25 protein-coding genes are annotated in these 21,735 nt (G+C 73.2%); 14 read left to right on the top strand and 11 right to left on the bottom strand.

What is annotated here, in order from left to right:
* Positions 1-5 precede the first annotated feature (5 nt).
* On the top strand, positions 6-1,520 hold the full coding sequence (locus ACFYZ4_RS37125) for a S8 family serine peptidase (protein WP_390786072.1): 1,515 nt from the start codon (positions 6-8) through the stop codon (positions 1,518-1,520).
* Here the strand turns inward: ACFYZ4_RS37125 and ACFYZ4_RS37130 are convergent.
* The gene (locus ACFYZ4_RS37130; protein WP_390786073.1) at positions 1,514-1,693 is read right to left on the bottom strand and encodes a hypothetical protein; all 180 of its coding nucleotides are present in this window, start codon (positions 1,691-1,693) and stop codon (positions 1,514-1,516) included. The two genes, ACFYZ4_RS37125 and ACFYZ4_RS37130, sit on opposite strands and share 7 nt — an antisense overlap.
* A gap of 22 nt (positions 1,694-1,715) precedes the next feature.
* Complete coding sequence (locus ACFYZ4_RS37135) at positions 1,716-2,573, bottom strand: MBL fold metallo-hydrolase (RefSeq protein ID WP_390786074.1); 858 nt, start codon at positions 2,571-2,573, stop codon at positions 1,716-1,718.
* A gap of 182 nt (positions 2,574-2,755) precedes the next feature.
* Between ACFYZ4_RS37135 and ACFYZ4_RS37140 the strand changes: the two genes are divergently transcribed.
* The 3 genes from ACFYZ4_RS37140 (at position 2,756) to ACFYZ4_RS37150 (ending at position 7,453) form a co-directional block, all read left to right on the top strand.
* Entirely contained in the window at positions 2,756-4,357 is a 1,602-nt protein-coding gene (locus ACFYZ4_RS37140; protein WP_351302067.1) for an alpha/beta hydrolase, read from the top strand.
* A 157-nt stretch (positions 4,358-4,514) separates the two neighbouring features.
* Positions 4,515-6,155: a TIM-barrel domain-containing protein gene (locus ACFYZ4_RS37145; RefSeq protein ID WP_390786075.1), complete on the top strand. Its 1,641-nt coding sequence runs from the start codon at positions 4,515-4,517 to the stop codon at positions 6,153-6,155.
* Positions 6,119-7,453 (top strand): discoidin domain-containing protein, encoded by a 1,335-nt coding sequence (locus tag ACFYZ4_RS37150; protein WP_390786091.1) that lies wholly within the window; start codon positions 6,119-6,121, stop codon positions 7,451-7,453. Before ACFYZ4_RS37145 ends, ACFYZ4_RS37150 begins: the two co-directional genes overlap by 37 nt.
* 6 nt (positions 7,454-7,459) lie before the next feature.
* On the opposite strand, the gene ACFYZ4_RS37155 is transcribed toward ACFYZ4_RS37150, so the two are convergent.
* A complete protein-coding gene (locus tag ACFYZ4_RS37155; RefSeq protein ID WP_351302061.1) occupies positions 7,460-7,990 on the bottom strand; it encodes a DUF6817 domain-containing protein in 531 nt (176 codons plus the stop codon).
* A gap of 183 nt (positions 7,991-8,173) precedes the next feature.
* Here ACFYZ4_RS37155 and ACFYZ4_RS37160 point away from each other — a divergent pair, with 183 nt between their 5' ends.
* Both ACFYZ4_RS37160 and ACFYZ4_RS37165 read left to right on the top strand, forming a co-directional pair.
* On the top strand, positions 8,174-9,082 hold the full coding sequence (locus ACFYZ4_RS37160) for a LysR substrate-binding domain-containing protein (protein WP_384353146.1): 909 nt from the start codon (positions 8,174-8,176) through the stop codon (positions 9,080-9,082).
* A 134-nt stretch (positions 9,083-9,216) separates the two neighbouring features.
* Complete coding sequence (locus tag ACFYZ4_RS37165; protein WP_030712377.1) at positions 9,217-9,456, top strand: DUF6158 family protein; 240 nt, start codon at positions 9,217-9,219, stop codon at positions 9,454-9,456.
* Between the two features lie 74 nt (positions 9,457-9,530).
* Here ACFYZ4_RS37165 and rpsR read toward each other — a convergent pair whose 3' ends face one another.
* The 4 genes from rpsR to rpmG all read right to left on the bottom strand — a co-directional run bounded on the left by rpsR (position 9,531) and on the right by rpmG (position 11,449).
* Positions 9,531-9,767: a 30S ribosomal protein S18 gene (gene rpsR, locus ACFYZ4_RS37170; RefSeq protein WP_351303589.1), complete on the bottom strand. Its 237-nt coding sequence runs from the start codon at positions 9,765-9,767 to the stop codon at positions 9,531-9,533.
* Between the two features lie 56 nt (positions 9,768-9,823).
* Positions 9,824-10,966 (bottom strand): CobW family GTP-binding protein, encoded by a 1,143-nt coding sequence (locus ACFYZ4_RS37175; protein ID WP_390786076.1) that lies wholly within the window; start codon positions 10,964-10,966, stop codon positions 9,824-9,826.
* Positions 10,963-11,211 (bottom strand): type B 50S ribosomal protein L31, encoded by a 249-nt coding sequence (locus tag ACFYZ4_RS37180; protein ID WP_390786077.1) that lies wholly within the window; start codon positions 11,209-11,211, stop codon positions 10,963-10,965. Before ACFYZ4_RS37180 ends, ACFYZ4_RS37175 begins: the two co-directional genes overlap by 4 nt.
* 73 nt (positions 11,212-11,284) lie before the next feature.
* Positions 11,285-11,449: a 50S ribosomal protein L33 gene (gene rpmG, locus ACFYZ4_RS37185; protein WP_030162346.1), complete on the bottom strand. Its 165-nt coding sequence runs from the start codon at positions 11,447-11,449 to the stop codon at positions 11,285-11,287.
* Between the two features lie 17 nt (positions 11,450-11,466).
* Between rpmG and ACFYZ4_RS37190 the strand changes: the two genes are divergently transcribed.
* The 5 genes from ACFYZ4_RS37190 to ACFYZ4_RS37210 all read left to right on the top strand — a co-directional run bounded on the left by ACFYZ4_RS37190 (position 11,467) and on the right by ACFYZ4_RS37210 (position 15,054).
* Positions 11,467-11,607 carry a hypothetical protein gene (locus ACFYZ4_RS37190; protein WP_390786078.1) on the top strand — a complete coding sequence of 47 codons (141 nt, stop codon included), beginning with the start codon at positions 11,467-11,469 and terminating at the stop codon, positions 11,605-11,607.
* On the top strand, positions 11,607-11,912 hold the full coding sequence (gene rpsN, locus ACFYZ4_RS37195) for a 30S ribosomal protein S14 (protein WP_390786079.1): 306 nt from the start codon (positions 11,607-11,609) through the stop codon (positions 11,910-11,912). Before ACFYZ4_RS37190 ends, rpsN begins: the two co-directional genes overlap by 1 nt.
* Positions 11,913-12,143: 231 nt before the next feature.
* Entirely contained in the window at positions 12,144-12,797 is a 654-nt protein-coding gene (locus ACFYZ4_RS37200) for a hypothetical protein (RefSeq protein ID WP_390786080.1), read from the top strand.
* 103 nt (positions 12,798-12,900) lie between these two features.
* Positions 12,901-13,482, top strand: a complete 582-nt coding sequence (locus ACFYZ4_RS37205) for a helix-turn-helix domain-containing protein (protein WP_351303570.1) — start codon at positions 12,901-12,903, stop codon at positions 13,480-13,482.
* A 24-nt stretch (positions 13,483-13,506) separates the two neighbouring features.
* Entirely contained in the window at positions 13,507-15,054 is a 1,548-nt protein-coding gene (locus ACFYZ4_RS37210) for an MFS transporter (protein ID WP_390786081.1), read from the top strand.
* Here ACFYZ4_RS37210 and ACFYZ4_RS37215 read toward each other — a convergent pair.
* Positions 15,017-16,396 carry a tetratricopeptide repeat protein gene (locus ACFYZ4_RS37215; protein ID WP_390786082.1) on the bottom strand — a complete coding sequence of 460 codons (1,380 nt, stop codon included), beginning with the start codon at positions 16,394-16,396 and terminating at the stop codon, positions 15,017-15,019. The genes ACFYZ4_RS37210 and ACFYZ4_RS37215 overlap by 38 nt on opposite strands.
* A 138-nt stretch (positions 16,397-16,534) precedes the next feature.
* Between ACFYZ4_RS37215 and ACFYZ4_RS37220 the strand changes: the two genes are divergently transcribed.
* Positions 16,535-17,893 (top strand): M64 family metallopeptidase, encoded by a 1,359-nt coding sequence (locus ACFYZ4_RS37220; RefSeq protein WP_390786083.1) that lies wholly within the window; start codon positions 16,535-16,537, stop codon positions 17,891-17,893.
* A gap of 22 nt (positions 17,894-17,915) precedes the next feature.
* Here ACFYZ4_RS37220 and ACFYZ4_RS37225 read toward each other — a convergent pair whose 3' ends face one another.
* The 3 genes from ACFYZ4_RS37225 to ACFYZ4_RS37235 form a co-directional block, all read right to left on the bottom strand.
* Positions 17,916-18,740 (bottom strand): DUF1206 domain-containing protein, encoded by an 825-nt coding sequence (locus tag ACFYZ4_RS37225; protein ID WP_390786084.1) that lies wholly within the window; start codon positions 18,738-18,740, stop codon positions 17,916-17,918.
* A gap of 229 nt (positions 18,741-18,969) precedes the next feature.
* Positions 18,970-19,158, bottom strand: coding sequence for a DUF6381 family protein (locus ACFYZ4_RS37230; protein ID WP_030384902.1), 189 nt, complete (start codon positions 19,156-19,158; stop codon positions 18,970-18,972).
* A 134-nt stretch (positions 19,159-19,292) separates the two neighbouring features.
* Entirely contained in the window at positions 19,293-20,045 is a 753-nt protein-coding gene (locus ACFYZ4_RS37235; protein WP_351303871.1) for a VOC family protein, read from the bottom strand.
* Positions 20,046-20,285: 240 nt separating this feature from the next.
* On the opposite strand from ACFYZ4_RS37235, the gene ACFYZ4_RS37240 reads away from it, so the two are divergent.
* Positions 20,286-21,260, top strand: a complete 975-nt coding sequence (locus tag ACFYZ4_RS37240; protein WP_351303852.1) for a 2-oxoglutarate and iron-dependent oxygenase domain-containing protein — start codon at positions 20,286-20,288, stop codon at positions 21,258-21,260.
* A gap of 46 nt (positions 21,261-21,306) precedes the next feature.
* Positions 21,307-21,714 carry a DUF3224 domain-containing protein gene (locus ACFYZ4_RS37245; protein WP_390786085.1) on the top strand — a complete coding sequence of 136 codons (408 nt, stop codon included), beginning with the start codon at positions 21,307-21,309 and terminating at the stop codon, positions 21,712-21,714.
* Positions 21,715-21,735: the final 21 nt, after the last annotated feature.

Here is a 21,735-nt window from a genome sequence, read left to right on the forward strand (position 1 = left end):
CAGGCGTGACCCCTCCCCGGCGCTCGACCGTGCTGCCCGCCGCCGCACTCGCCCTCGCCCTGACGGTGGCCCTGGCGCCTCTGACCTCCGCCGCCCCGAGCGGGGCGGGCGCCGGCTCCGGCTCCGGCTCCGGAGAGCGGAGCGCCCGGTACATCGTCGTCCTCACGGACGGAGCCACCGACCCCGCCGCGCTCTCCGACCGGCAGACCCGCCGCTTCCGTACGGCACCCACCGCCCTGTTCCGGCACGCCCTCAAGGGATACGCAGCCGAGCTGACCGAGAGCCAGGCGGCCGCACTGCGCCGGGACCCGGCCGTCCGCTTCGTCGCGGCGGAACGCTCATACGGGCGCACCGATGCCGCGCCGGCCCGTACGGCCCCGCCTCGTACGGCTCCGCCCGGTGCCTCGGCACCCCGCGCCGCCGCACCCGGTGCCGCCGCCCTGTGCGGCGCCGTACCCGACCTCACCGTGCGGCAGTGCCTGCCGGAGTGGGCGGACCGTGTCGACGCCGAGAAGTCCTCCGCCCGCTCCGGAGACGGCCGCGGTCCGGCCACCGACGTGAACGTCGCGGTCCTCGACACCGGCATCACCGCCGGCCACCCCGACCTGAACGTCCGCGGCGGCGCCGACTGCCTCACCGGCACCCCGGTGCTCCCCGGCGCCAGCCTGGCGGACCCGCTGGGGATCGGGACCGCCCTGGCCGGTGTCATCGGCGCACGGGACAACGACAAGGGCACCGTCGGCGCGGCCCCCGGAACCCCCCTGTGGTCGGTGAAGGTCTTCCCCGAGGACGGCAGGAACGCCCTCGACAGCAGCGTGCTGTGCGCCCTCGACTGGCTCGCCTCGACCCGTACCGACGCCGATCCGGACAACGACATCGCGCTCGCCAACCTGAGCTTCGCCACCACGCGGTTCTTCCAGCAGGCGGACGACGGCCACTGCGGGACCGTCAACAACGACGCGCTCCACCTCGCCGTGTGCAACACGACCCGGGCGGGCGTGACGCTCGTGGCGAGCGGCGAAGGCCGCAACGTCGACATCGCCATGCAGGCGCCGGCCTCGTACGACGAAGTGCTCACCACCACCGCGATGTCCGACGTCGACGGCCGGCCGGGCGGGAAGTCCGCCCCCGAGTGCTTCGGCTTCGAGCTGGGCTCCTTCGGATACGTGGACGACCAGGCGACGCTCCGGTTCAGCGATTTCGCGCGCTCCGCCGCGGACCGGCGCCACACCGTCGCCGGTCCCGGAATCTGCATGGCGACCTGGCCCCGTCCGCAGCAGCCGCAGCCGACGGTCCTCTTCGGCGGCGGCCTCTCCGCCCCCGTCGTCACGGGGATCGCCGCGCTGTGCATCGACTCCGGCCGGTGCGCGGACGGCGCCCCGGCGCGCAATCTGCGCACCCTCGTGGACGACGCGGCCGCGCACGGCCGGCGCCACCCCGAGTACGGCTTCTACGGGGACCCGCTCCGGCCCATCAGGGGCCGCCACTACGGCCCCTTGGTGTCCGCGGCCCGCTACTGACCCAGGCCGTCGGTCGGATCACGGCTCGCCTCCCACAACCGTGCCGCGACGGACGTCGGCGGTTCCAGGGCGGGGCGGAGGGTGTGGACGACACGGCGACGGGGTCCCTTGCGGTCGAAGGAGGCTGCGGCTGCCCCCTCGGGCAGCTCGGCACCCACCGTTCCAGCGGCCACCGACACCTCCTATCGCCGTCCGTCAGTCCCGGTACACGAGGATGAACTCCCCGCAGGGGTGCGTGCCGTGGCGGTCCGCCGTCTCGTCGAGGGCCCCGCGCAGGGTGCGCAGGTGGTCCGCGGTGAGTTGGAGCGGCGGCTCGTCCGGCTGGTGCACCGTGCCGCGGGGGTAGTCCTCGCCCGTGGTGGTCATCTCGATGTGGCAGCCGAGGACATGGCGGACCGGCCGGGTGGCGCAGAAGTCCAGCAGCCGGTCGACGGTCGCCGAGTAGGCCGTCCGGTCCTCGATGTAGAGCCGCCCCGGATAGAGGGAGTCGCCGGTCAGCAGGAGGCCGGTGTGGCGGTCGTGGAAGACCAGGGCGGCCCGCTGGTGCCCGGGGCCGGGGATCAGGTCGAGGATCCGGCCGCCCAGGTCCAGCGCGCCGGTGCGGTGCGGCCAGTCGGTGAGGCCGAAGGCGGCCGTGACCTCGTCGAGTCCGGGTCCCACGACCGTGGTGAGCGGCCGGTCCGCGAACTGCGGGTCCGCCGCGACGTGGTCTCCGTGACCGTGGGTGTGGGCGACCAGCAGCGCGTACGAGGGCCGCGGATGGCGTTCCAGCCAGTCCGCCACGAGCCGGTCGACCGTTTCCCGCAAGGGGAAATGGGCCGGGTCGGCGGACGCGCCCGTGTCGAGGAGCAGCGCCCGGTCATTGCCGAAGAGGAGGAAGAGGAACGGGGCTTCGTAGTGCACGGACTTGTTCTGGCGCAGGATCACCGTGTGTTCGGAGTAGGCATGGACCTGGATCTCCGGGGCCGGGTCGTGCTTGGGGGAGGGCCAGCCCGCGTGCCAGACGACGTCGAGACTGCCTGCGACCGGGGCGTCCCGGAGAAAGTCGATCACGCGTCCAACGTACCCCCGTCGTCGGGTGTGGGGGAGCCGGTGATCGGACCAGCCCGCGCCAGCCCCCCGTCCGGCTCGCGCGCGCCGCCGAATCGCGGTTTCGTGGTGGCATAGGCGTGTGTACCGATGCGGTGGCATCAACCGCCGGACCGAGCCCTCGCCGTGACGGAGGAGGGCGCACCATGTCCGCATCAGGTCCCACAGCCCGCCGCCGGCGCCGGCGCCGCGCGGCAGTCCTCACCACGGCGCTGGCCTGCTCGGCGCTGCTCACCGGGCCCGGACCGGCCGCCGCGCACAGCGCGCCCCAGGCGCCCACACCCCCCTCGCCGTCACCCTCGGTGAGCGTCCCGAAACTCGACTGGAGTCCGTGCAAGCCCGGCAGCCCGTGGGACTGCGCCACGGCGAAGGTGCCGCTCGACCACGCCGCCCCCGCGGGCCGCACCATCGATCTCGCCGTCGTCCGCCGCCAGGCCACCGATCCCGGCCGGCGCATCGGCACCCTCTTCGTGAACCCCGGCGGTCCCGGGGGCCCCGGGACCGTGCAGGTGCCGCAGAACTACGACGCCTTCCCCAAGGAACTGCGGGAACGGTTCGACATCGTCAGCTGGGACCCGCGCGGGATCGGCAACAGCACCGCCGTGAACTGCTTCGACACCACCGAGGAGGCCAAGACCTGGGCGGCCCGCCCGCCCGGCGGCTTCCCGGTGGGCGCGCAGGAGCGGAAGGCGTGGATCGACGCGTACGAGGACCTCGGCCGGCTCTGCGAGAAGCGCGACCCGGACCTGCTGCGCCACGTGTCGACCGCCGACACCGCCCGGGACCTCGACCTGCTCCGCCGCTCGGTGGGCGAACCACAGCTGAACTACCTGGGCGTCTCCTACGGCACGATCCTCGGTGCCACCTACGCCAACCTCTTCCCCGGCAACGTCCGCGCCATGGTCCTCGACAGCAACATCGCTCCCCAGGCCTGGACCGACGGCAACCGGCAGGGCGAGCCCCGGACCACGACCTTCCTGCGCATGGGCTCGGACGTCACCGCCGCGGCCACCCTGGACCGGTTCCTCACCCTGTGCGGATCGGCGCCCGCGACCCGCTGCCCCTTCTCGGCGGGCAGCCCCGGGGCCACCCGTGCGAAGTTCGACCGGCTGATGCAGCAGCTGCGGGAGCGTCCGATCGGCCCGTGGACGTACGCCAAGACGGTCGCCGACACGGTCAACGGCCTCTACATCGTCGACCCCGGCTGGACGGCCCTCGCGGGCCGGCTCCAGGAGCTCTCGCAGGGCCGGGAGCCCAAGCCTCCGGTGTACCCGCCGCCGCCCCCCGTGGCCGAGCCGAACCCGTACCTGGGGGACGAGCAGGCGGCGGCCGTCTGGTGCGCCGACAGCCCGAACCCGCGCGACCCCGCCGCGTACCACGCCCTGGAGGAGGACAGCGCCCGGCGGGCCGGCGACGCGGGACGCTTCTGGACGTGGGCGGCGGAGGCCTGTTCCACCTGGCCGGCCAAGGCCGCCGCCGGGTACGACGGTCCGTGGAACAAGCCCACCGCCCATCCCGTCCTGGTGATCGGAACCCGGTACGACCCGTCCACGTCCTACCCGGACGCCCAGGCCATGGCCGATGAGCTCGGGAACGCCCGGCTGCTCACGAACGACGGGTACGGGCACACCGCGCTGTTCAACAACGGCAGCCGCTGCATCAGCGCGTACGAGAGCCGCTACTTCGTCGACGGGACGCTTCCGCCCCCCGGCACGGTCTGCCGCCCGGACCGGGTTCCCTTCTCCTGACGGGTTGGCGGGGCCGTTCCGTGCACTTGATGCTCGAAAGTGCGTGATACACGCCGACTTCGAGCACCATCTTTCATCAATGGGCAGTGGAGCGCTATCTTGTCGGGCGCATGCCAATGAGCTGTGTCCGCCTCGCGGACCGCACGAGGAGCTGCCCATGAGACTGCCGAGCATCCGCAGGAGCCAGCGCCGACACGACCAGCACGACGGGCCACGCCGATTAGGGGTCCGGGCGCGCCCGGACCGGCGCCGCCGCCGCACCCCGGGCGCCGCCCTGATCGCCGCCGCCCTCACCATCGCGGGCCTGGCCGCCGCGGGCCCCCTCGCCCCGCCCGCCTCCGCGGCCCCCGCCGGGGCCACGGCCACCGCGGGCGACGTCAGCGGCTTCACCCAGTCCGGGAACACCTTCACCGTCACGGCCTCCGGCGGGGCCAAGGCCCGCGTGGTCGTCGCCCGCGCCGACATCTTCCGCCTCTGGCTCTCGCCCGACGGCACCTTCACCAACGACCCGGCCGGCTCCGACCTCGCCACCACCACCGACTTCGGCTCCGTGGCCACGTCCTGGTCGGACGCCGGCGCGTACTACCGGATCACCACAGGAGCCCTCTCCATCCGGGTCAACAAGGCGCCCCTGCGGTTCTCCGTCTACCGCGCCGACAACACCACCCCCGTCTGGCAGGAGACCCAGCCCACCAGCTGGACCGGCAGCCGGACCACCCAGTACCTCGCCCGCGGCGCGGACGAGCAGTTCTACGGAACCGGCCTGCGCCTGGGCGAATGGGCGCTGCGCGACAAGACCGTCCCGATCGCCGTCGACAACAAGTGGCGCGAGAACGACAACGCCAGCCCCGCCCCCTTCTACATGTCCACCAACGGCTACGGCGTCATGCGCAACACCTGGGCCCCGGGCTCGTACGGTTTCCACGCGCCCACCACCCTCACCCACGACGAGAAGCGCTTCGACGCCTGGTACTTCACCGGCGACTCCCTCAAGTCCGTGCTCGACGCGTACACCGACGTCAGCGGAAAGCCGTTCATGGCTCCGCTCTGGGGCTTCGAGCTCGGCAACGCCGACTGCTTCAACGCCTCCAACCCCGACTACCAGGGCGATCACAACCGGCTGCGCCACCAGACCACCCCCGATGTCGTCGGCTACGCGAACGACGCCCGCGCCGCCGACATGCCCTCGGGCTGGTTCCTGCCCAACGACGGCTACGGCTGCGGCTACACCCAGCCCCTCAAGTCCACGGTGGACGCCCTCAAGGCCAAGGGATTCCAGACCGGCCTGTGGACCTCCACCGGCCTCGGCTCCATCGCCGACGAGGTGGGCACCGCCGGCAGCCGCGGGGTGAAGACCGACGTGGCGTGGATCGGCAGCGGCTACAAGTACGCCTTCGACGGCGTGCAGCAGGCCGTCGACGGCATCGAGAAGAACTCCGACGCCCGCCGCTACGTCTGGACCGTCGACGGCTGGGCGGGCACCCAGCGCAACGCCGTCGTCTGGACCGGCGACACCCACGGCACCTGGGACGACATGCGCTGGCACGTCCCCGCCATCACCGGAGCGGGCCTCTCCGGCCTCAACTACGCCGCCGGTGACGTCGACGGGATCTTCGGGGGCAGCCCCAAGACCTACACCCGCGACCTCCAGTGGAAGGCCTTCACCCCGGCCTTCATGACGATGTCGGGCTGGGCGCGACCAACCCGTCCGCCGGCTACCAGGACAAACAGCCCTGGCGCTTCGCCGAGCCCTACCTCTCCATCAACCGCAAGTACCTCCAGCTCAAGATGCGGCTGATGCCGTACCTCTACACGATGAGCCGTGTCGCCCACGAGAGCGGCGTACCCAGCACCCGCGCCATGGTCCTGGAGTACCCCGACGACCCGGTGGCCCGCGGCAACGCCACCAGCGGCCAGTTCATGGCCGGCGACTCCCTCCTCGTCGCGCCCGTCGTCTCCGACACCTCGGTCCGCGACAACATCTACCTCCCCGCCGGGACCTGGACGGACTACTGGACGGGGAAGACCTACGCGGGCCCGGGCCGCCTCAACGGCTACCGGGCACCGCTCGACACCCTCCCGCTCTTCGTCAAGGGCGGCGCCGTCGTGCCGATGTGGCCGCAGATGAACCACACGGGGGAGAAGCCCGTCTCCACCCTCACCTACGACATCCACCCGCGCGGCAACTCCTCCTTCAGCCTCTACGAGGACGACGGCCGCACCCGAGCCCACCAGTCCGGCGCCTACGCCCGCCAGCGGGTCGACGTCGCCGCCCCGACGGCCGGCTCCGGCACGGTCACCGTCAACGTCGGCGCCCCCATCGGGAGTTACACCGGCAAGCCGGCCTCCCGAGGCTACGAGCTCACCCTCCACGTGGCCTCCGCGCCGGCGGCCCTCACGGTGGACGGAGCCGCGGCGGTGCGCCTGCCCTCCAAGGCCGCCTACGACACCGCCGCATCGGGCTGGTTCTTCGACCCGGCGGACCGCTCCGGGGTGCTCTGGGTCAAGACGGGTTCCAAGGCGGGCGCCTTCAGCGCCTCGGCCACCGGCACCAGCCTTCCCGCGGCCGAGGCCCTGCCCTCCGCCACCCCCATCGACCGGTCGGCCTGGTCCCTGGCCCACGCCGACAGTCAGGAGACCGGCGCCGAGAACGGCGCCGCCGCAAACGCCTTCGACGGGAACCCGGCCACGCTGTGGCACTCCGCCTGGTCCGGCGCGAAGCCCGCCGCGCTGCCGCACGAGATCCAGATCGACCTCGGCGCCCGCTACGCGGTCGACGGCCTCGGCTACCTGCCCCGCCAGGACGGCGGCGTCAACGGCCGGATCGGCGGCTACGAGGTCTACGTCTCCGACACCACCGCCGACTGGGGGCCACCGGTCGCGAGCGGCACCTTCCCCGACACGGCGGCTGCCAAGACCGCCGCCCTCACCCCGAAGACCGGCCGCTACCTGCGCCTCAAGGCCCTCACCGAGGCCGGCGGGCGCGGCCCCTGGACCAGCGCCGCCGAGATCACCCTCACCGGCCGCCCGGCCCCGCCCCCGGCGGACGCCCCCCTCGGCAACGCGGCCTCCCAGCGCCGGCCCTCCACCCCCTGACCCCCGTCAGCCGCCGAGCACGGCCCGGCACTCCCGCCGGGCCGGCTCGCTCAGCAGCCCCCGGAACCGGCCGAACAACCGGAGGAGGTCGGCTCCCCACACCTCACGGAAGGCGGGATCGATGCGCGCCAGGTCGAGCTCGTTGGCCGCCGACAGCTCGGCGAAGTCCCTCCGCAGCTCCACGGCGGGGGAGTGGACACGCCCGGTGAACCGGTCCCGGAAGGCGGCCTCCTCATCGGCGAGCGACGGATACGACGCCGCCCGGTCGCAGGCGGCGTACAGGTACACGATCGCCTCGGCCTCCTCGCCGATGACCCCGGCGAGCTCGGCCCGCCGGGCGAGCGGCAGCAGGGCCGTGGGGAACCCGTCCGTACCGTAGAAGGCGTGGCACAGGCCCGCCCGTTGCAGCGCGGGCCGCGCACCCCAGGCCGCGAGCAGCTCCCGTACGCGCTCCAGGTGCGCGAGCAGGGTCCCGCCCGGGTGGGCGAGATCCTGCGCACCGAGCTCCCGCAACCACGCGACGGCGCGCTCCGACACGGGTACTCCCCTCGGGTCGTGGTGGTGGGTCGGCACCCGGCCACACCTTTCGCCGGGGGTCCGGACCCCGTGGCGAAGGCGGGGACGGGTTGCCGCCCGGGCCCTGCATCGATCTTGATCCAGCCGAAACCCCAAGTCAATCCTCCGATTTACTCCCCACACCCAAGGGATATCTTGGGTCTCGTGACCCTCGACGATCTTCGTGTGTTCGTGGCCGTGTGCCGTGCCGGCAGCCTCAGCGCCGTCGCCCGCGACCTCGGCTGTACCCAGTCGGCCGTCAGCCAGCACGTCCGCCGTCTGGAGAAGCAGACCGGCGCGAGCCTCCTGGAGCGCCATGCCCGCGGTGTCGTGCCCACCGAGGCGGGCCGCATCCTCCAGGCCGCCGCGGCGGACGGCATCGCCGGACTCGACGGAGCCTTGCGCCGGGTGGACGACCTCGTACGGGGCGGCGGCGGCTCGGTGCGCGTCACCACCGGCGCGACGACCGTGCGGCACTTCATGTCCGAGGCCGTCGTCACCTTCCGCCGCCTCCACCCCGGGGTGAGCCTGGAGTTCCAGACCGAGAACTCCAGCCGCAGCTGCTTCGACGCCCTGGCCGCCGACGACCTCGACCTCGCCTGGATCACCATCGGCAGACCGGTCCGCGGCATCGAACAGCGTCCGGTCATGGAACTGCCCTGGGTGCTCGCCGTCGGCGCCGACGACCCCCTCGCCGCCCGCCCGTGCATCGATCCCGCCGACCTCGCCGGCATCCGGCACATCCGGCTCCCGGAGAACTCCGCCTCCCGCGCCCACCTCGACGCCGCCTTCGCCGAGTCCGGCATCCACGTACGCTCCGACACGAGCGTGGCCGACTGGGACACCGCCCTGCTCCTCGCCGAACTGGGGCTGGGCCACGCCGTCGTGCCCGCGCTGCCCGGCTGGCAGGTCCCCGGCGCCGACGGCCCGCTGCGCCTCGTGCCCGTTCCCGCGCTGCCGCCGCTCGCGGTGGGCTGGGCGGTCCGCCGCTGGGCCGCCCTCGCCCCGCCGGCCCTCGTCTTCGCCGACGAGGTCGCCCGCAGCTGCCGGGCGCGCGCCGCCGGGCAGCGGTGACGCCCCGGTGCACCCGGCCGCCACGGGGGTTCGGCGGCTGACGAGGACGCGGGGCGCGGGGCGGAGGATGATGGAGTGGCCGGGGACGAAGGCCAGGCGTGATCCCGCGGCCCGGCGGAGGAGGTGCACGTGCCATGACGGAGCACGACGGCGGTCCGGCGGCGCGGAATCTGGAGGAGGGCAGGCTCCTCAAGGAGCTGGAGGCCATCCACCGCACGCGCCACGAGACCCTGCTGCACGGGTCCGACGACGCGCTGGTCACCCACACGAAGCGGATGAACGAGCTGGAGCACGAGTACGTACGCCGCCACCCGCAGCGGGCCCAGACTGCGGGCCGCACCCGCTCCGGGGCCCGTGCCCGCGGCGGCGAGTAGTCACCGCGGGCACGGGCCGTGCCCGGCGGCCGGCCAGGGGAGACATCCCCGGTGACCGGACCGCCGGAGCCCGGTCACCGGGCGGCGTAGGGGAGCAGGGCCATCTCGCGGGCGTTTTTGATCGCCGCGGCGAGCCGGCGCTGCTGCCGGGCGCCGACCCGGGTGACACGGCGGCTGCGGATCTTGCCGCGGTCGGATATGAACTTCCGCAGCAGGTCGGTGTCCTTGTAGTCGATGTACGTGATCTCGGCGGCGTCCAGCGGGTTGGGACGGGCCTTGACGGGCTTGCGGGGGTCGTGACGGCGGGCCATGCGGATTCCTTCGGCTGTGCGGGACGGGAGGGACGGGGCGGGAGGGGCGGGAGGGGTCAAGAGACGGGGTCGAGCAGTGCGCCGAACGCGGTCGGCAGGCGCTTCCACGCCTCCCGCCCGGCGGCGTACTCGGCGTCGGTCAGCAGGCACGATTCGAGCAGCCGCGCCAGCCCGTCACGATCGAGACCGGGCGAGGTGAAGACCAGGTACTGGCAGCAGTCGCCGTGCTCGGGGTGCCAGCCCAGGGCGGCGGCCGCCCGGCGCACGGGAGGCACCATCTCCCACGCGGCGTCCGGCAGCGAGGCCAGCCACGGACCGCCGTTCTCCACGCAGAGCGCGCCGCCCGCGGCGTCCCAGGCCAGCAGGGTGTCGGGACGGTCGGCGAGCCAGAAGCGGCCGCGGCTGCGGGCCGCCGCGCAGGCCAGGTCCTCCAAGGCCGCGTAGAGGCGCTCCGGGTGGAAGGGCCGGTGGCGGTGCCAGACGAAGGTGGCCACTCCGGCCTCGTCCGCCTCCTGCGGAAGCCGCGCACAGGCCGGGTGCTGGGCGGCGGCCGCCGCCTCGGTGTCGAATCCGGCGAAGGCGATCCGCGCCAGCTCACCGGTTCCGGTCTCCACCCGCCGAGCGGTCGGGTGGAGCTGGGCCAGCAGGGCGCGGTCCTCCGCGTCCGCGTCCGCCCCGTCGACGAGCGCCAGGACGGGCGCGTACTCCAGCTGCCGGGCCCAGGTGTCCCCGACCGTCCGCTGGTCGGTGGCAGCCGAGGCCAGCCCCGCCTCCGCCAGGTCGTCCCCGTTGGCGAGGTACGGCAGGACGAGGGCGGGGTCGACGGCGGTGATCACATTGGTCAGGTCCAGCGCCGCGCCACCGTGCGCGGCGACGACCTCGGCCATCGCGCGCGGCTCGACGGAGTCCCACAGCTCGACGACGGCGAGCCGGGTCAGCCCGTCCGCGGCCAGCCGCCGCAGCTCCGGGACGAGGTCCTCGCGCAGCGCGCAGCACGCGCAGTCGTTGACGAGCGGGGCCTCGCCCCGGGACAGCTCGCCCGAGGCGTCGCGGACCAGGCGCCGCACGGTGCCCTCGGCCGCCGTCGAGAGGTCGTGGTGCAGGGCGACACTGCCGGGGACGGTGGTGAGCAGCTCCCGTACCGCGCTCCGGCGGGCGTCCGAGTGGAGCCCGCCGACGATGACGACGGGCAGGGTCACGGCTTGCTCCCGTACCGGCGCTGGAAGCGCTCGACGCGGCCGGCGGTGTCCAGGACGCGGGCGGTGCCGGTGTAGAAGGGGTGGCTCTTCGAGGAGATCTCCACGTCGATGACGGGGTAGGTGTGGCCGTCCTCCCACTCGACCGTCTTGTCGCCGGTGGCGGTCGACCGGGTGAGGAAGGCGAAGTCGGCGGCCTTGTCGCGGAAGACGACGGGGCCGTAGGCGGGGTGGATTCCGGGCTTCACGGGGTTGCTCTCCTGAGGATCGGAGGGATCGGAGGAATCAGAGGGATCAGAGGGATCCGGGCGGGCGAGTGGGTCAGCGCTCTTCGCGGAAGTCGACGTGCCGGCGCACCACCGGGTCGAACTTGCGCAGCACCATGCGGTCGGGGTCGTTTCGCCGGTTCTTGCGGGTGACGTACGTGTAGCCGGTTCCGGCGGTGGAGCGGAGCTTGACGATCGGGCGTACTTCGTTGCGTGCCATGCGGCTAGTATATGGCAATGGTTTCCATTATCAATAAGGCCCTCGATGAAGGGCGCCACGTGCGGCTCGCTCTCAGGGCGAAGGCGATCAAGGCCGTCGACGTCATGGGCGTCGAGAGTGCGGCGGCGCGGATCGAGGCGTGCGGGGTGAGGATCTGATGGCGAAGAAGAGCAAGATCGCGCGGAACGAGAGCCGCAAGGCGGTCGTCGAGCGGTACGCCGCCCGGCGGGCGGAGCTGAAGGAGGTCCTCCGGCGGCCCTCCTCGACCGCGGCCGAACGTGCCGCCGCGCGCGCGGAGTTGCGGCGTCAGCCGCGCGACGCCAGCGCCACCCGGGTGCGCAACCGGGACAGCGTGGACGGGCGACCGCGCGGGCACCTGCGCAGGTTCGGCCTCTCCCGCGTCCGCATGCGCGAACAGGCGCACGCGGGATTCCTGCCGGGGGTCACCACGTCGTCCTGGTGACCCTGCGGGTCCAGGGCGTGTCCTGAGCGGTCGGGCGGGCGTTGGGTTCGGTGTGGTGCCGGGTGGGCCGACGGCGGGGGCGGGCGGCCGGGGCTGCTCCGGTCGTGTCATGTCGGCGCGGCAATCGGGTGGAGCGGCCGTCCCGCCCGTGCTCCGGGTCTTCGCGGGCCGGTTCCCGGGTGTGCAAAGCGTCCGTCACGACGGGCCTTCACCCGACAGGAGAAGACCACCATGGCTGTCCACGCCCTGAAGCGTCGCCTCGGCGCCCTCGGTACCGTCCTGGGCCTCGGCGTCACGCTGCCGCTCACCGTCGGAGTCACCCCTGCCTCCGCTGCGCCTCAGCTGAGCATCACCAAGAGCCACACGGGAGACTTCACCCGGGGCGGGCAGGGCGTCTACCGCATCACGGTGGTCAACTCCGGCGATCAGCCGACCCAGGCTCCGACGCGCATGACGGATGTCTTCCCGGCAGGCCTCACGAATCCGACCTTGGCGTTCGTCAACACCACCCTCGGCGTCAACTGCTATGGCACCTCCGACGGTGTCAACAGGTGGGACTGCGACACCCCCGTGCTGCCGCCCGGGGGTGGCTACACGGTGGACATCACCGTCGACGTCGCCACCGACGCCCCCTGCGCGGTGACCAACACGGTCACGGTGGTCGTCCTGGGCAGCGACGTTTCGGACGCGGCGAGCGACCCGACCAACATTCCCGGCCCCAACTGCAACGGCGGTGGCGGGGGTGGAGCCGGCGGCGGCTCGCTGCTCCCCGTCAACCTCAGCGGCCTGATCCCGATGTTCAACAACATCAGCACCAACAACAACATCAAGAGCCCCGGGGCGACGAACCGCACGTCCCAGGGCTTCGACGTGAACGGGTCCTGACCCGACCATCGCCGCCCGGCTGGGCGGGGCGGCACGCGGGTGGGCCTTCTTTGCCTCGAATGAGACAATCTTGTATCGTTCGAGGCGAAGGAGGCTCATCGTCATGGTGCACGAAGAAGAACTGCTCGACGGCGCCGCACGCGTCCTCGCCGGCGATCACAGCGCCTCGATGGTGCAGATTGCCGCCGGGATCGGGACCAGCCGCGCCACGCTCAGCCGCCGCTACGCGACCCGCGAGGCCTTGCTGAAGGCCGTCGCGGTCCGCGCGATCGAGGTGGTCGACGGGTGCCTGGCCCCGCTCGACCTGGCCGAGGACGCCGACGGGGCCGCCTTCGACGCCGCCCTGGAGGACCTGGTCCTCGCCCTGATGCCCGCCGCGCACCTCTACGGCTTCACCTCGCGCGACGCCACCGTGCTCGCGGACCCGGAGTTCCGCGCCGGCGTGGACCGGCAGGACCAGCGGGCCCTGGCCTTCCTCGCCCTCGGCCAGCGGCTGGGGCGGCTGCGCGCCGACCTGCCGCCGTACTGGATCTGGTACTCGCTCTGGGGCCTGCTCGACGCGGCCGCCGAGGGTGTACGCGACGGCCACCTCGCCCGCCGCCAGATCGGCCACCTGGTCCTGACCTCCTTCCTCAGCGGGACGCGGCCCGCCGCGCAGCCCCCTGCCGGCGACCCCGCACCCTGACCCGCGCGCCACCGTGCGCACACCGTGAACCACCCCGAACGGAACCCGATGCACACCCCCGCGCTGGACCCCCGCCGGTGGATCGTCCTGGCGATCCTCTCCGGCAGCCTCCTGCTCATCTCCATGGACACCACGATCCTCAACGTGGCCTTCCCCTCGCTCGTCGGCGACCTCCGGCCCGGCGCCGTGCAGCAGCTGTGGATCATCGACGTCTACGCGCTCGCCCTGTCCGGCCTGCTGGTCACCGCGGGCGCGCTCGGGGACCGCTGGGGGCGCAAGCGGCTGCTCATGGCGGGCTTCGGCATCTTCTCGCTGGCCTCGCTCATAGCCGTGTTCTCCACCGAGGCCTGGCACGTGATCGCCGCCCGCGCCCTGCTCGGCATCGGCGGCGCGGCCATCATGCCGTCCACCGTGTCGATCCTGCGCACCGTCTTCACCGACGCCAAGGAGCGCGCCTTCGCGCTCGCCGTCTGGGCGGCCGTCTTCGGTGGCGGCATGGCCTTCGGACCGGTGATCGGCGGGCTCCTCGTCCAGGACTACGGCTGGCACTCGGCCTTCCTCCTGAACCTCCCCGTCGCCGCCGTCATCGTCGCGGCCGGCCTGCGCTACCTGCCCGAATCGCGCTCCCCGCGCAGCGCCGGCCGCTGGGACCGGTGGGGCGTCGCCCAGTCGATCGTCGGCATGCTCGCCCTGGCCGGCGGCATCAAGCAGCTCGGCAAGAGTGGGATCGCCGACCCGCTGCCCTGGGCCCTGCTCCTCGTCGCCGCCGTCGCACTGACCGTCTTCGTACGCCGTCAGCTGACCCTGGACAACCCGCTGTTGCAGGTCCGGCTGTTCGCCAAGCCCGCCTTCAGCGTCGCGGCGACCGCGATCTTCCTGCCCATGGTGGGCATGGGCGCGATCCTGTTCCTGGTCACCCAGTGGTTCCAGTACGGCGAGGGCTACACCCCGCTCCAGGCCGGCGTGCGCCTCCTGCCCGCCCCGCTCGCGCTGATCGCCGCCTCTATGGTGGCCCCCTCGCTGATGCAGCGCTTCGCGATCCGCCACGTGCTCGGAGCCGGACTGGTCGTCCTGGCCGCCGGCATGGCCCTGCCTTGGACCCTCCAGCAGTTCACCGACCTGGACTACCCGGCCTTCGCGGCCGCCCTGACCGTCATGGGCGCCGGCGCCGGCATCGCGACGACCGTGGCCTCGGTGACCCTGGTCTCCGCCGCGCCCGCGGCCGAGGTCTCCAGCGCCGCGGCCATAGAGGAGACCTGCTACGAACTCGGCTCGGCCATGGGCGTCGCCGTCCTCGGCTCCACCGCTGCGGTGCTCTACCGGGGCAACCTGCCCGCCCTCGACCTGGACGGCCCCACCGCCGCCGCCGTACGGGACTCGGTCGGCGAGGCCGCGCACACCGCCGAGCGGCTGGGCGGCTCCGTCGGCCAGGCCCTGCTCGACACCGCCTCGCAGGCCTACACCCTGGCCATCACCCCGGCGTTCCTCCTCGCCGGCGGCCTCGCGGTCGTCGCGGCGGCCACCACCTGGTCGCTCATTCCGCGGGACCTGCGGCCCACCGAGAACCACTGAGCCGCGCCGGCCGGAACGCGGGCGCGGCGGGCGCCGGGCCCAGGGTGGTGGTGCCCGGCGCCGCCCGGTGGCCCAGGCCCGTGCGGTAGGCGTCCATCGCCGCCTCCACCCGGCCCGTACGCCGCATCAGGTCGCCCAGGAGGCGGCACAGATCGGCGAGATCCCCCGTCGCCCCGCTCCGCTCCAGCAGCGCCAGCGCCTGCACGTAGTGCTCCTCGGCGGCCTCGGTGGCACCGCGCTCCTCGGCCATCAGACCGAGGAGCCGGTGCGCGCCGCCCGCGTGGACGGCGCCGTGGCGGTCCCCCAGGTCCAGCAGCGCGGAGAGCAGCCCGGCGGCCTCCTCGTACCGGCCCAGCTGCCGCAGTACGTCGGCCAGTTCGACCTCCACCTGGGCCGTGTAGAGGCCCGCGCGCCGGGCCGACAGCATGTCCCGGGCGGTGCGCAGCTCCCGTTCCGCCGAGGCGAGCTCGCCGTTCTGGGCCTGTACGTAGCCGCGCATCCAGTGGCAGTGCGCCAGATCCGTCCGCAGCCGCAACTGCCCGTAGATCGCCTGGGCCTTGGCGAGGGAGGCGTCGGCGTCGGCCACCCGCCCCTCGGCGAGGAAGGTCCGGGCCACCTGCCGGTGCATCCCCGCCACCAGCGCCGGATCGTTGACCTGCGGGGCCAGGGCGAGCGCGAGCTCGGCGGCGTGGGCTGCGCGGGCATGGGCGCCCATGTCGATGTACGGCCCGATCACCGCCGCGTGGAGCAGCACCAGCGCGTCCGGATCGGCCAGCCCGCTCGCGCCCAGCTCGTCGATGGTGGATTCGAGGAGGTAGCAGGCGTAGCGCAGCTCGCCGGCGAGCAGATGGGCCACGGCGCGCCCGCGGATCGGCCGGGCGCGGCGGGGCAGCGGCTGGTCGGCCAGCAGACGCTCGGCGGCCTCGAAGTGGCCGATCGCGTCCGGTAGTTCACCCGCCTCCAGGGCGCATTCGCCGAGCCCGAGCCGGGCCTCCGCCTGCTCGGGGACGAGCCCGAGGTCCTCCGCCTCGGCGAGCAGGCGCCCGTAGCGTACGGCGGCCTCCGCTGCCTCGCCCGTGGCGAGCGTCTGCTGGGCGTCGGTGAGGGCGAGCCGCAGCTCGGTGGCCAGATGGGCGGGGCGGCCGGTGGTCAGCTCCTCGTACGAGGTGCCCAGGCGGGCCGCGAGGAAGCGCAGCGCGGTCTCGGAGGGGCGGACCTTGCCCGACTCCAGGGTGGAGACATAGGCCGAAGTGTAGGCCGGTTCCGCCAACTGTCGCTGGGTCAGGCCCAGTTCACCGCGCATGCGCTGAACCCTGCGACCGATCAGGGCCGGTTCGTCCATGAAGTCCCCCAGGTTGCTCGAAGTCCCCAGTATTCAGGGGGAGCAGGCATTGCGCACCACTCGCGCGCCACCTAGTTTAAGCAACCACTTCACCAGATTTACCAGAGTGCTTAACTTCCGTTCCCGGGGGAGGACTTCATGGTTCGAGTCAGACGTCCGGCCGTCCGCACGGCGCTGCGCGCGGCCGTCGCGATGGTCTGCGCGACCGCCGCACTGGTGGCCGCGGGGCCCGCGGACGCGGCCGACCCGCCGGCCGCCAAGAGCCGGGTGGAGGTGGAGATACCGGGTCCGGAGCAGGGCGGCGACGCCGGATCCGGCCACGCCCGGGTGCCGGCTGCGGGCGGCCCCGCGAAGAGCGCGGGACGGCTCTCACCGGCGCAGCGGGAGGCCGACGGCGCGGTCACCAAGCTGATCGACAACGGTTCCACCGCCGACCGCCTCGACGTCGTCGTCATCGGTGACGGCTACACCGCCGACGAGCTGGCTCGCTTCCACGCCGACGCCGAACAGAAGTGGGCCGAGGTGACGGCCGTCGAGCCCTACACCACGTACCGGAACCTCTTCAACGTCTGGACCGTCGACGCGGTCTCCCACGACTCCGGCGTCTCCGGCGACCCCGATTCCGCCACCGTCCGCGACACCGCCCTCGGCTCGTACTTCTGGTGCGAGGACATCGAGCGGCTGCTCTGCATCGACCAGCCCAAGGTCGACGCGTACGTGGCGAAGGCGCCCGCGGCCGACCTGGTCATCGTCCTCGCCAACAGCGCCAAGTACGGCGGGGCCGGCTACAACGAGCGCAGTGCCACCCTCGGCTACGAGGGGATCTCCACGGCCTCGGCGGGCCATCCGAAGTCCGGCCAGGTCGCCATCCACGAGACCGGCCACTCGCTGGGCAAGCTCGCCGACGAGTACTTCTACCCGGGCGTCCCGGACTACGAGAAGTACACCGGCCCCGAGCCCGCCGAATCCAACAGCACCGCCCTGACCGCCGACCGGATGGCCGCGCAGCGGGCCAAGTGGTACCGCTGGCTCGGCGAGGAGTCACCAGACGGCGGCCCGGTCGGCGCCTACGAGGGCGGCAACTACTACGTGACCGGGCTGTACCGGCCCACCGACAACTCCCTCATGCGGGTCCTCGGCAAACCCTTCAACCTGCCCGGCGTCGAGTCCATGATCGCCGGTTTCTACCAGCACGCGCGGATCGTCACCCCGCTCACCCCGACCGACCGCACCCTGCGGCTGCGCCACACGGCGAAGGCGTCCGTACCGAGGCTGTTCGGGGCGGACGGCAGGCAGCCGGTGGTCCGCTGGTACCTCGACGGCCGGGAGCTGAAGCGCTTCGAGGGCCGTACCGAGGTGCCGGTGGCGGAGCTGTGGCTGTTCGACCTCCGGACGCACCGCCTGTCGGTCACGGCCGAGGACCGTACGCCGTCGGTACGCGACCCGAAGACCATCCGTACCCTGCGGTCCACGGCCACCTGGACCGTCAGGCTCTGAGGGGCGCGCCGCACCCGTCCCCTCACACCCGGCGCCAGCAGGCCAGCGCCCAGGAGAACAGCCCGAACAGCACGAGCCCGGCGGCGACCAGCACGAGGAGCCACGGTCCCGCCGGGGTCTGGGCGAAGGCCCTGAGGGTGTCGTCGACGCCCTTCGCCTGCGAGGGGTCGTAGCTGACGGCCGCGTGGACGACGAAGGCCCCGGCCGCGGTGAAGAGCGCGCCGCGGGCCAGGCCGCCGGCGACCCCGAGGAACTCGACCGCCCTGCGGACGCCCTCGGGTACCCGGCCCATCTCCAGCTGCTTGCGGAACGAGCGCCGGGCCGCCTGTACGGCGATCACGATGCCGCCCACGGCGATGGCCGCCCCGGCCACCCCCACCCACCACGGGCCGCCCGGCACCTCCATCACCTTCGACGTCACGTCGCGCGACTGCTCGTCGCCGGACTGCCCGCCCCCGGATCCGGCCGCGAAGGACAGCACCGAGAAGGCGACGACCCCGTAGAACACGGTCCGGGCCGCCGACGCCAGTCGCTTCGAGGCTTTGTCGCCGTCGGGGCCGGCGGCGCCGAACACCGCCTCCGACAGCCGCCACAGCATCATGCACACGAGGCCGATTCCGACGGCCCACACCAGGACCCCACCGAGGGGCTTCTCCGCCAGCTCCTGCAGCGCGCCCGTGCGGTCCGCCTCCCGGCCGCCGTCGCCGAACGCCACGCGCACCGCGAGCACGCCGATGAGCACGTACAGCAGACCGCGCGCCACCAGCCCGCACCGCGCGACCACCTCGCGGCCCGTGCCGCCCCGGGACCCGGTCCGTGCGCCCTCACGTGCCACTTTGCCGACCATGAGACCAGCCCCCCTTCCGCTCGGTCCGGCGCGGCGGGCGGACGCGTACACGCCGGACCCGCGTGCCGGACGATTCCCCGTGCGGGTACCCGGGCGCCGTCCCTCCATGCGGTGCGGGGCCGGGCAGCATGGAGGGACGGCGACAGCGCACCGGCCGGTGGCCGCGCGACGGATCGCGGCGGCCACCGGCCGGGGTACGGGGGAGGAACGCGGGGCGTGGGCTCCAGGGCTACATGGGGTCCATGCCGCGGTCGTCCATCCGGCCCTCCTGCTCGCTCTGCTCCTGGAGACGACGGGCCTTCTCCTTCAGCCGACGGCGCTCTTCCGGGTCGGTCGAACGCTCGGCCGCGTCGTTCAGTTCCTGGGCCTTGGCGCGCATCTGCTGGGACCGGCCGCGGGATTCGCCTGAAACGCTCATGATCGCTCCTTGGATCAGTGGGGAGAGCGGGCGGATTCAGCGAACCAGCACTGTCGGGTGCCCGCATCTCGAAGCGTCACCGAACGTGATCCACAGCCCCCGGCTCCCGGCCGGCCGGGAGCCGGGCCGGTCGGTCAGTCCAGGTCCGTGTCCGCGCCGAGCAGGGTGGTGAGGGTGAACAGGGCCCCGTCCGGGTCCCGGAGCGTCACCCAGCGCTCCAGGGCGTTCGAGGTGATGTCCGAGACCGTGCGTCCGCCCAGCGCGACGGCCGCCTCGATCGCCGGCCGGAGCTTCGGCACCCGGAAGTGGACGTGCCAGCGGGGCCGGGTGTGCGGGGAGTAGGCGGCGAGCTCGACGGGGCCGCTGTTCAGGCGGGCCACGGGCTCACCGTTCTGCCGCAGGACGACCTGGTCCTCCTCGTAGGAGACCTCGCAGCAGCCGGGGCGTTCGGTGGCCCATTCGAGTACCGCGCCGTAGAAGATCGCCGCGTCGAGGGCGTTGCGGGTACGCAGTTCCAGCCAGGCCGGCAGCGGGCCCTTGCCCGCCCGCCAGTCCGCGGCCACGGTGCCCTCCCAGATCCCGAAGACGGCACCGTCGGGGTCGGCGACGAGCGCGGCCCGGCCGCCGGATGCGAAGGAGACCGGGCCGACGGCGATGGTGCCCGTGCGCTCCCTGATCCGGTCCACCGCCACATCGGCGTCGTCGACGGCGAAGTACGGGGTCCAGGCCACCGCGACCCCCAGGTCCCCGGCCAGCGCTCCGATGCCCGCCACCGGGACCCGGTCCAGGTACGCCACCGAAAAGGCCTCGCCGAGGCGGGCGGGCCGGAACCGCCAGCCGGCGACCGCGCCGTAGAAACGCTGGGCCGTCTCGAGGTCGCGGGTCATCAGGCTCACCCAGCACGGTGCCCCGAAGACCTCCCTCGTCGAAATCTCCACCGCTCGCTCCGTCCCTGATGGGGCCCCCGGTTCATTCTGGTCCTTTTCGTGCCGTTCCTCGCGGCCGGCGGCGGCGCACGCACACGGAAGGTGTCCGAGAATCACGCTCCGTGTCGATCCCGGCCGGTGGTATCCGGCGATAGCCTCGGTTCCGGACGCCACCCCGCAGCCCCGGAAGGCAGGTCTCCCATGGTCGGTTCCCAGGTTCCCGTCATCGATCTCGGGCCGTGGCGGTCCGGGGGGCCGCAGGACCGTGCCCGTACGGCCGCCCGCGTCGACGAGGCCCTGCGCGCGGCCGGTTTCCTGCTCGTGACCGGCCACGGCGTGGACCCCTCGCTGCCCGCCCGGATCAGGGAGGCGGCGCGCGCGTTCTTCCGGCTGCCGGCCGCCGTGAAGGAGCCGTACGCCGTCACCGTCGGCGGCCGGGGCTGGCTCGGCCCCGGGGCGGAGGCCAACAGCTACGCCGAGGGCACGGCCTCACCGCCCGACCTCAAGGAGTCCTGGTCCTTCGCGGCGGACGACCCCACCGGCGACCCGTCCGTCGACGCCGAGTGGTTCCGGCCCAACGCCTGGCCCGCCGAGGTGCCGACGCTACGGCCGCTGGTGACGGAGTACCTGGACCTGATGCGGACCCTCTCCGACGAACTGCTGGAACTGCTCGCGACCGCCCTCGGACTCGACGCGGACCACTTCACGCGCCACACCTCCCACCCCACCTGGGGGTTCAACCTCAACTGGTACCCCGGCACCGAGACCGTCGGCCCGCCGCTGCCCGGACAGTTCCGCATCGGGGCGCACACCGACTTCGGTACGGTCACGGTCCTCGACCGGCAGCTCGGCTCGGGCGGCCTCCAGATCCACACCGACGCCGACGGCTGGCAGGACGCCCCGTACGACCCGGCCGCACTCACCGTCAACATCGGCGACCTGATGGCCCGCTGGACGGGCGACCGCTGGCGCGCGGGCCGCCACCGCGTGCTGCCCCCGCCCGCCGACACCCCGGCCGAGGAACTGATCTCGCTCGTCTACTTCTACGAATGCGACGCGCACACCCGCGTGGAATCCCTTCCCGCCCCCGTCGGCCGGGTGGTGCACGACCCCGTCGACTCCCACGCGTACCTGCGCGGCAAGCTTGACGCGATCAGCGTCACCGAGGCGGGATGAGACCCGAGGACCACGCGATGTCAGTGCGCGTCGGTACGGTCGACACATGAGAGCTACTGGAACGTTCAGCGTCAAGGCGTTCGTCCCGACCGAGCTGAAGCCGGACCCCGCGGTGTCCACCGGGCTGCCCGTGGGTGTGGCGACGATGGAGAAGTCGTTCGAGGGCGAGGTCGCCGGCCGCTCGGCGACCTTGTTCACCGCCGCGTTCGACCAGACGACCGGCGTCGGCACCTATGTGGCCATGGAGTCCTTCGAGGGGTCACTGGGCGGCCGGGACGGAGCCTTCAACTTCGTGCACTCGGCGACCACGTCCGGCAGCGACCGCACCGCGGAGTTCTTCACCATCGTGCCCTCGAGCGGTACCGGCGAGCTGGCCGGAATCTCCGGTGGCGGAGGCATGGCGGTCGATCCCGACGGCACGCACCGGATCTGGTTCGACTACCGGCTCGGCTGAGTTCCCGGTCCCCCTCGGCGA

Source organism: Streptomyces sp. NPDC001513 (genome assembly GCF_042894695.1).
Classification (GTDB): domain Bacteria; phylum Actinomycetota; class Actinomycetes; order Streptomycetales; family Streptomycetaceae; genus Streptomyces.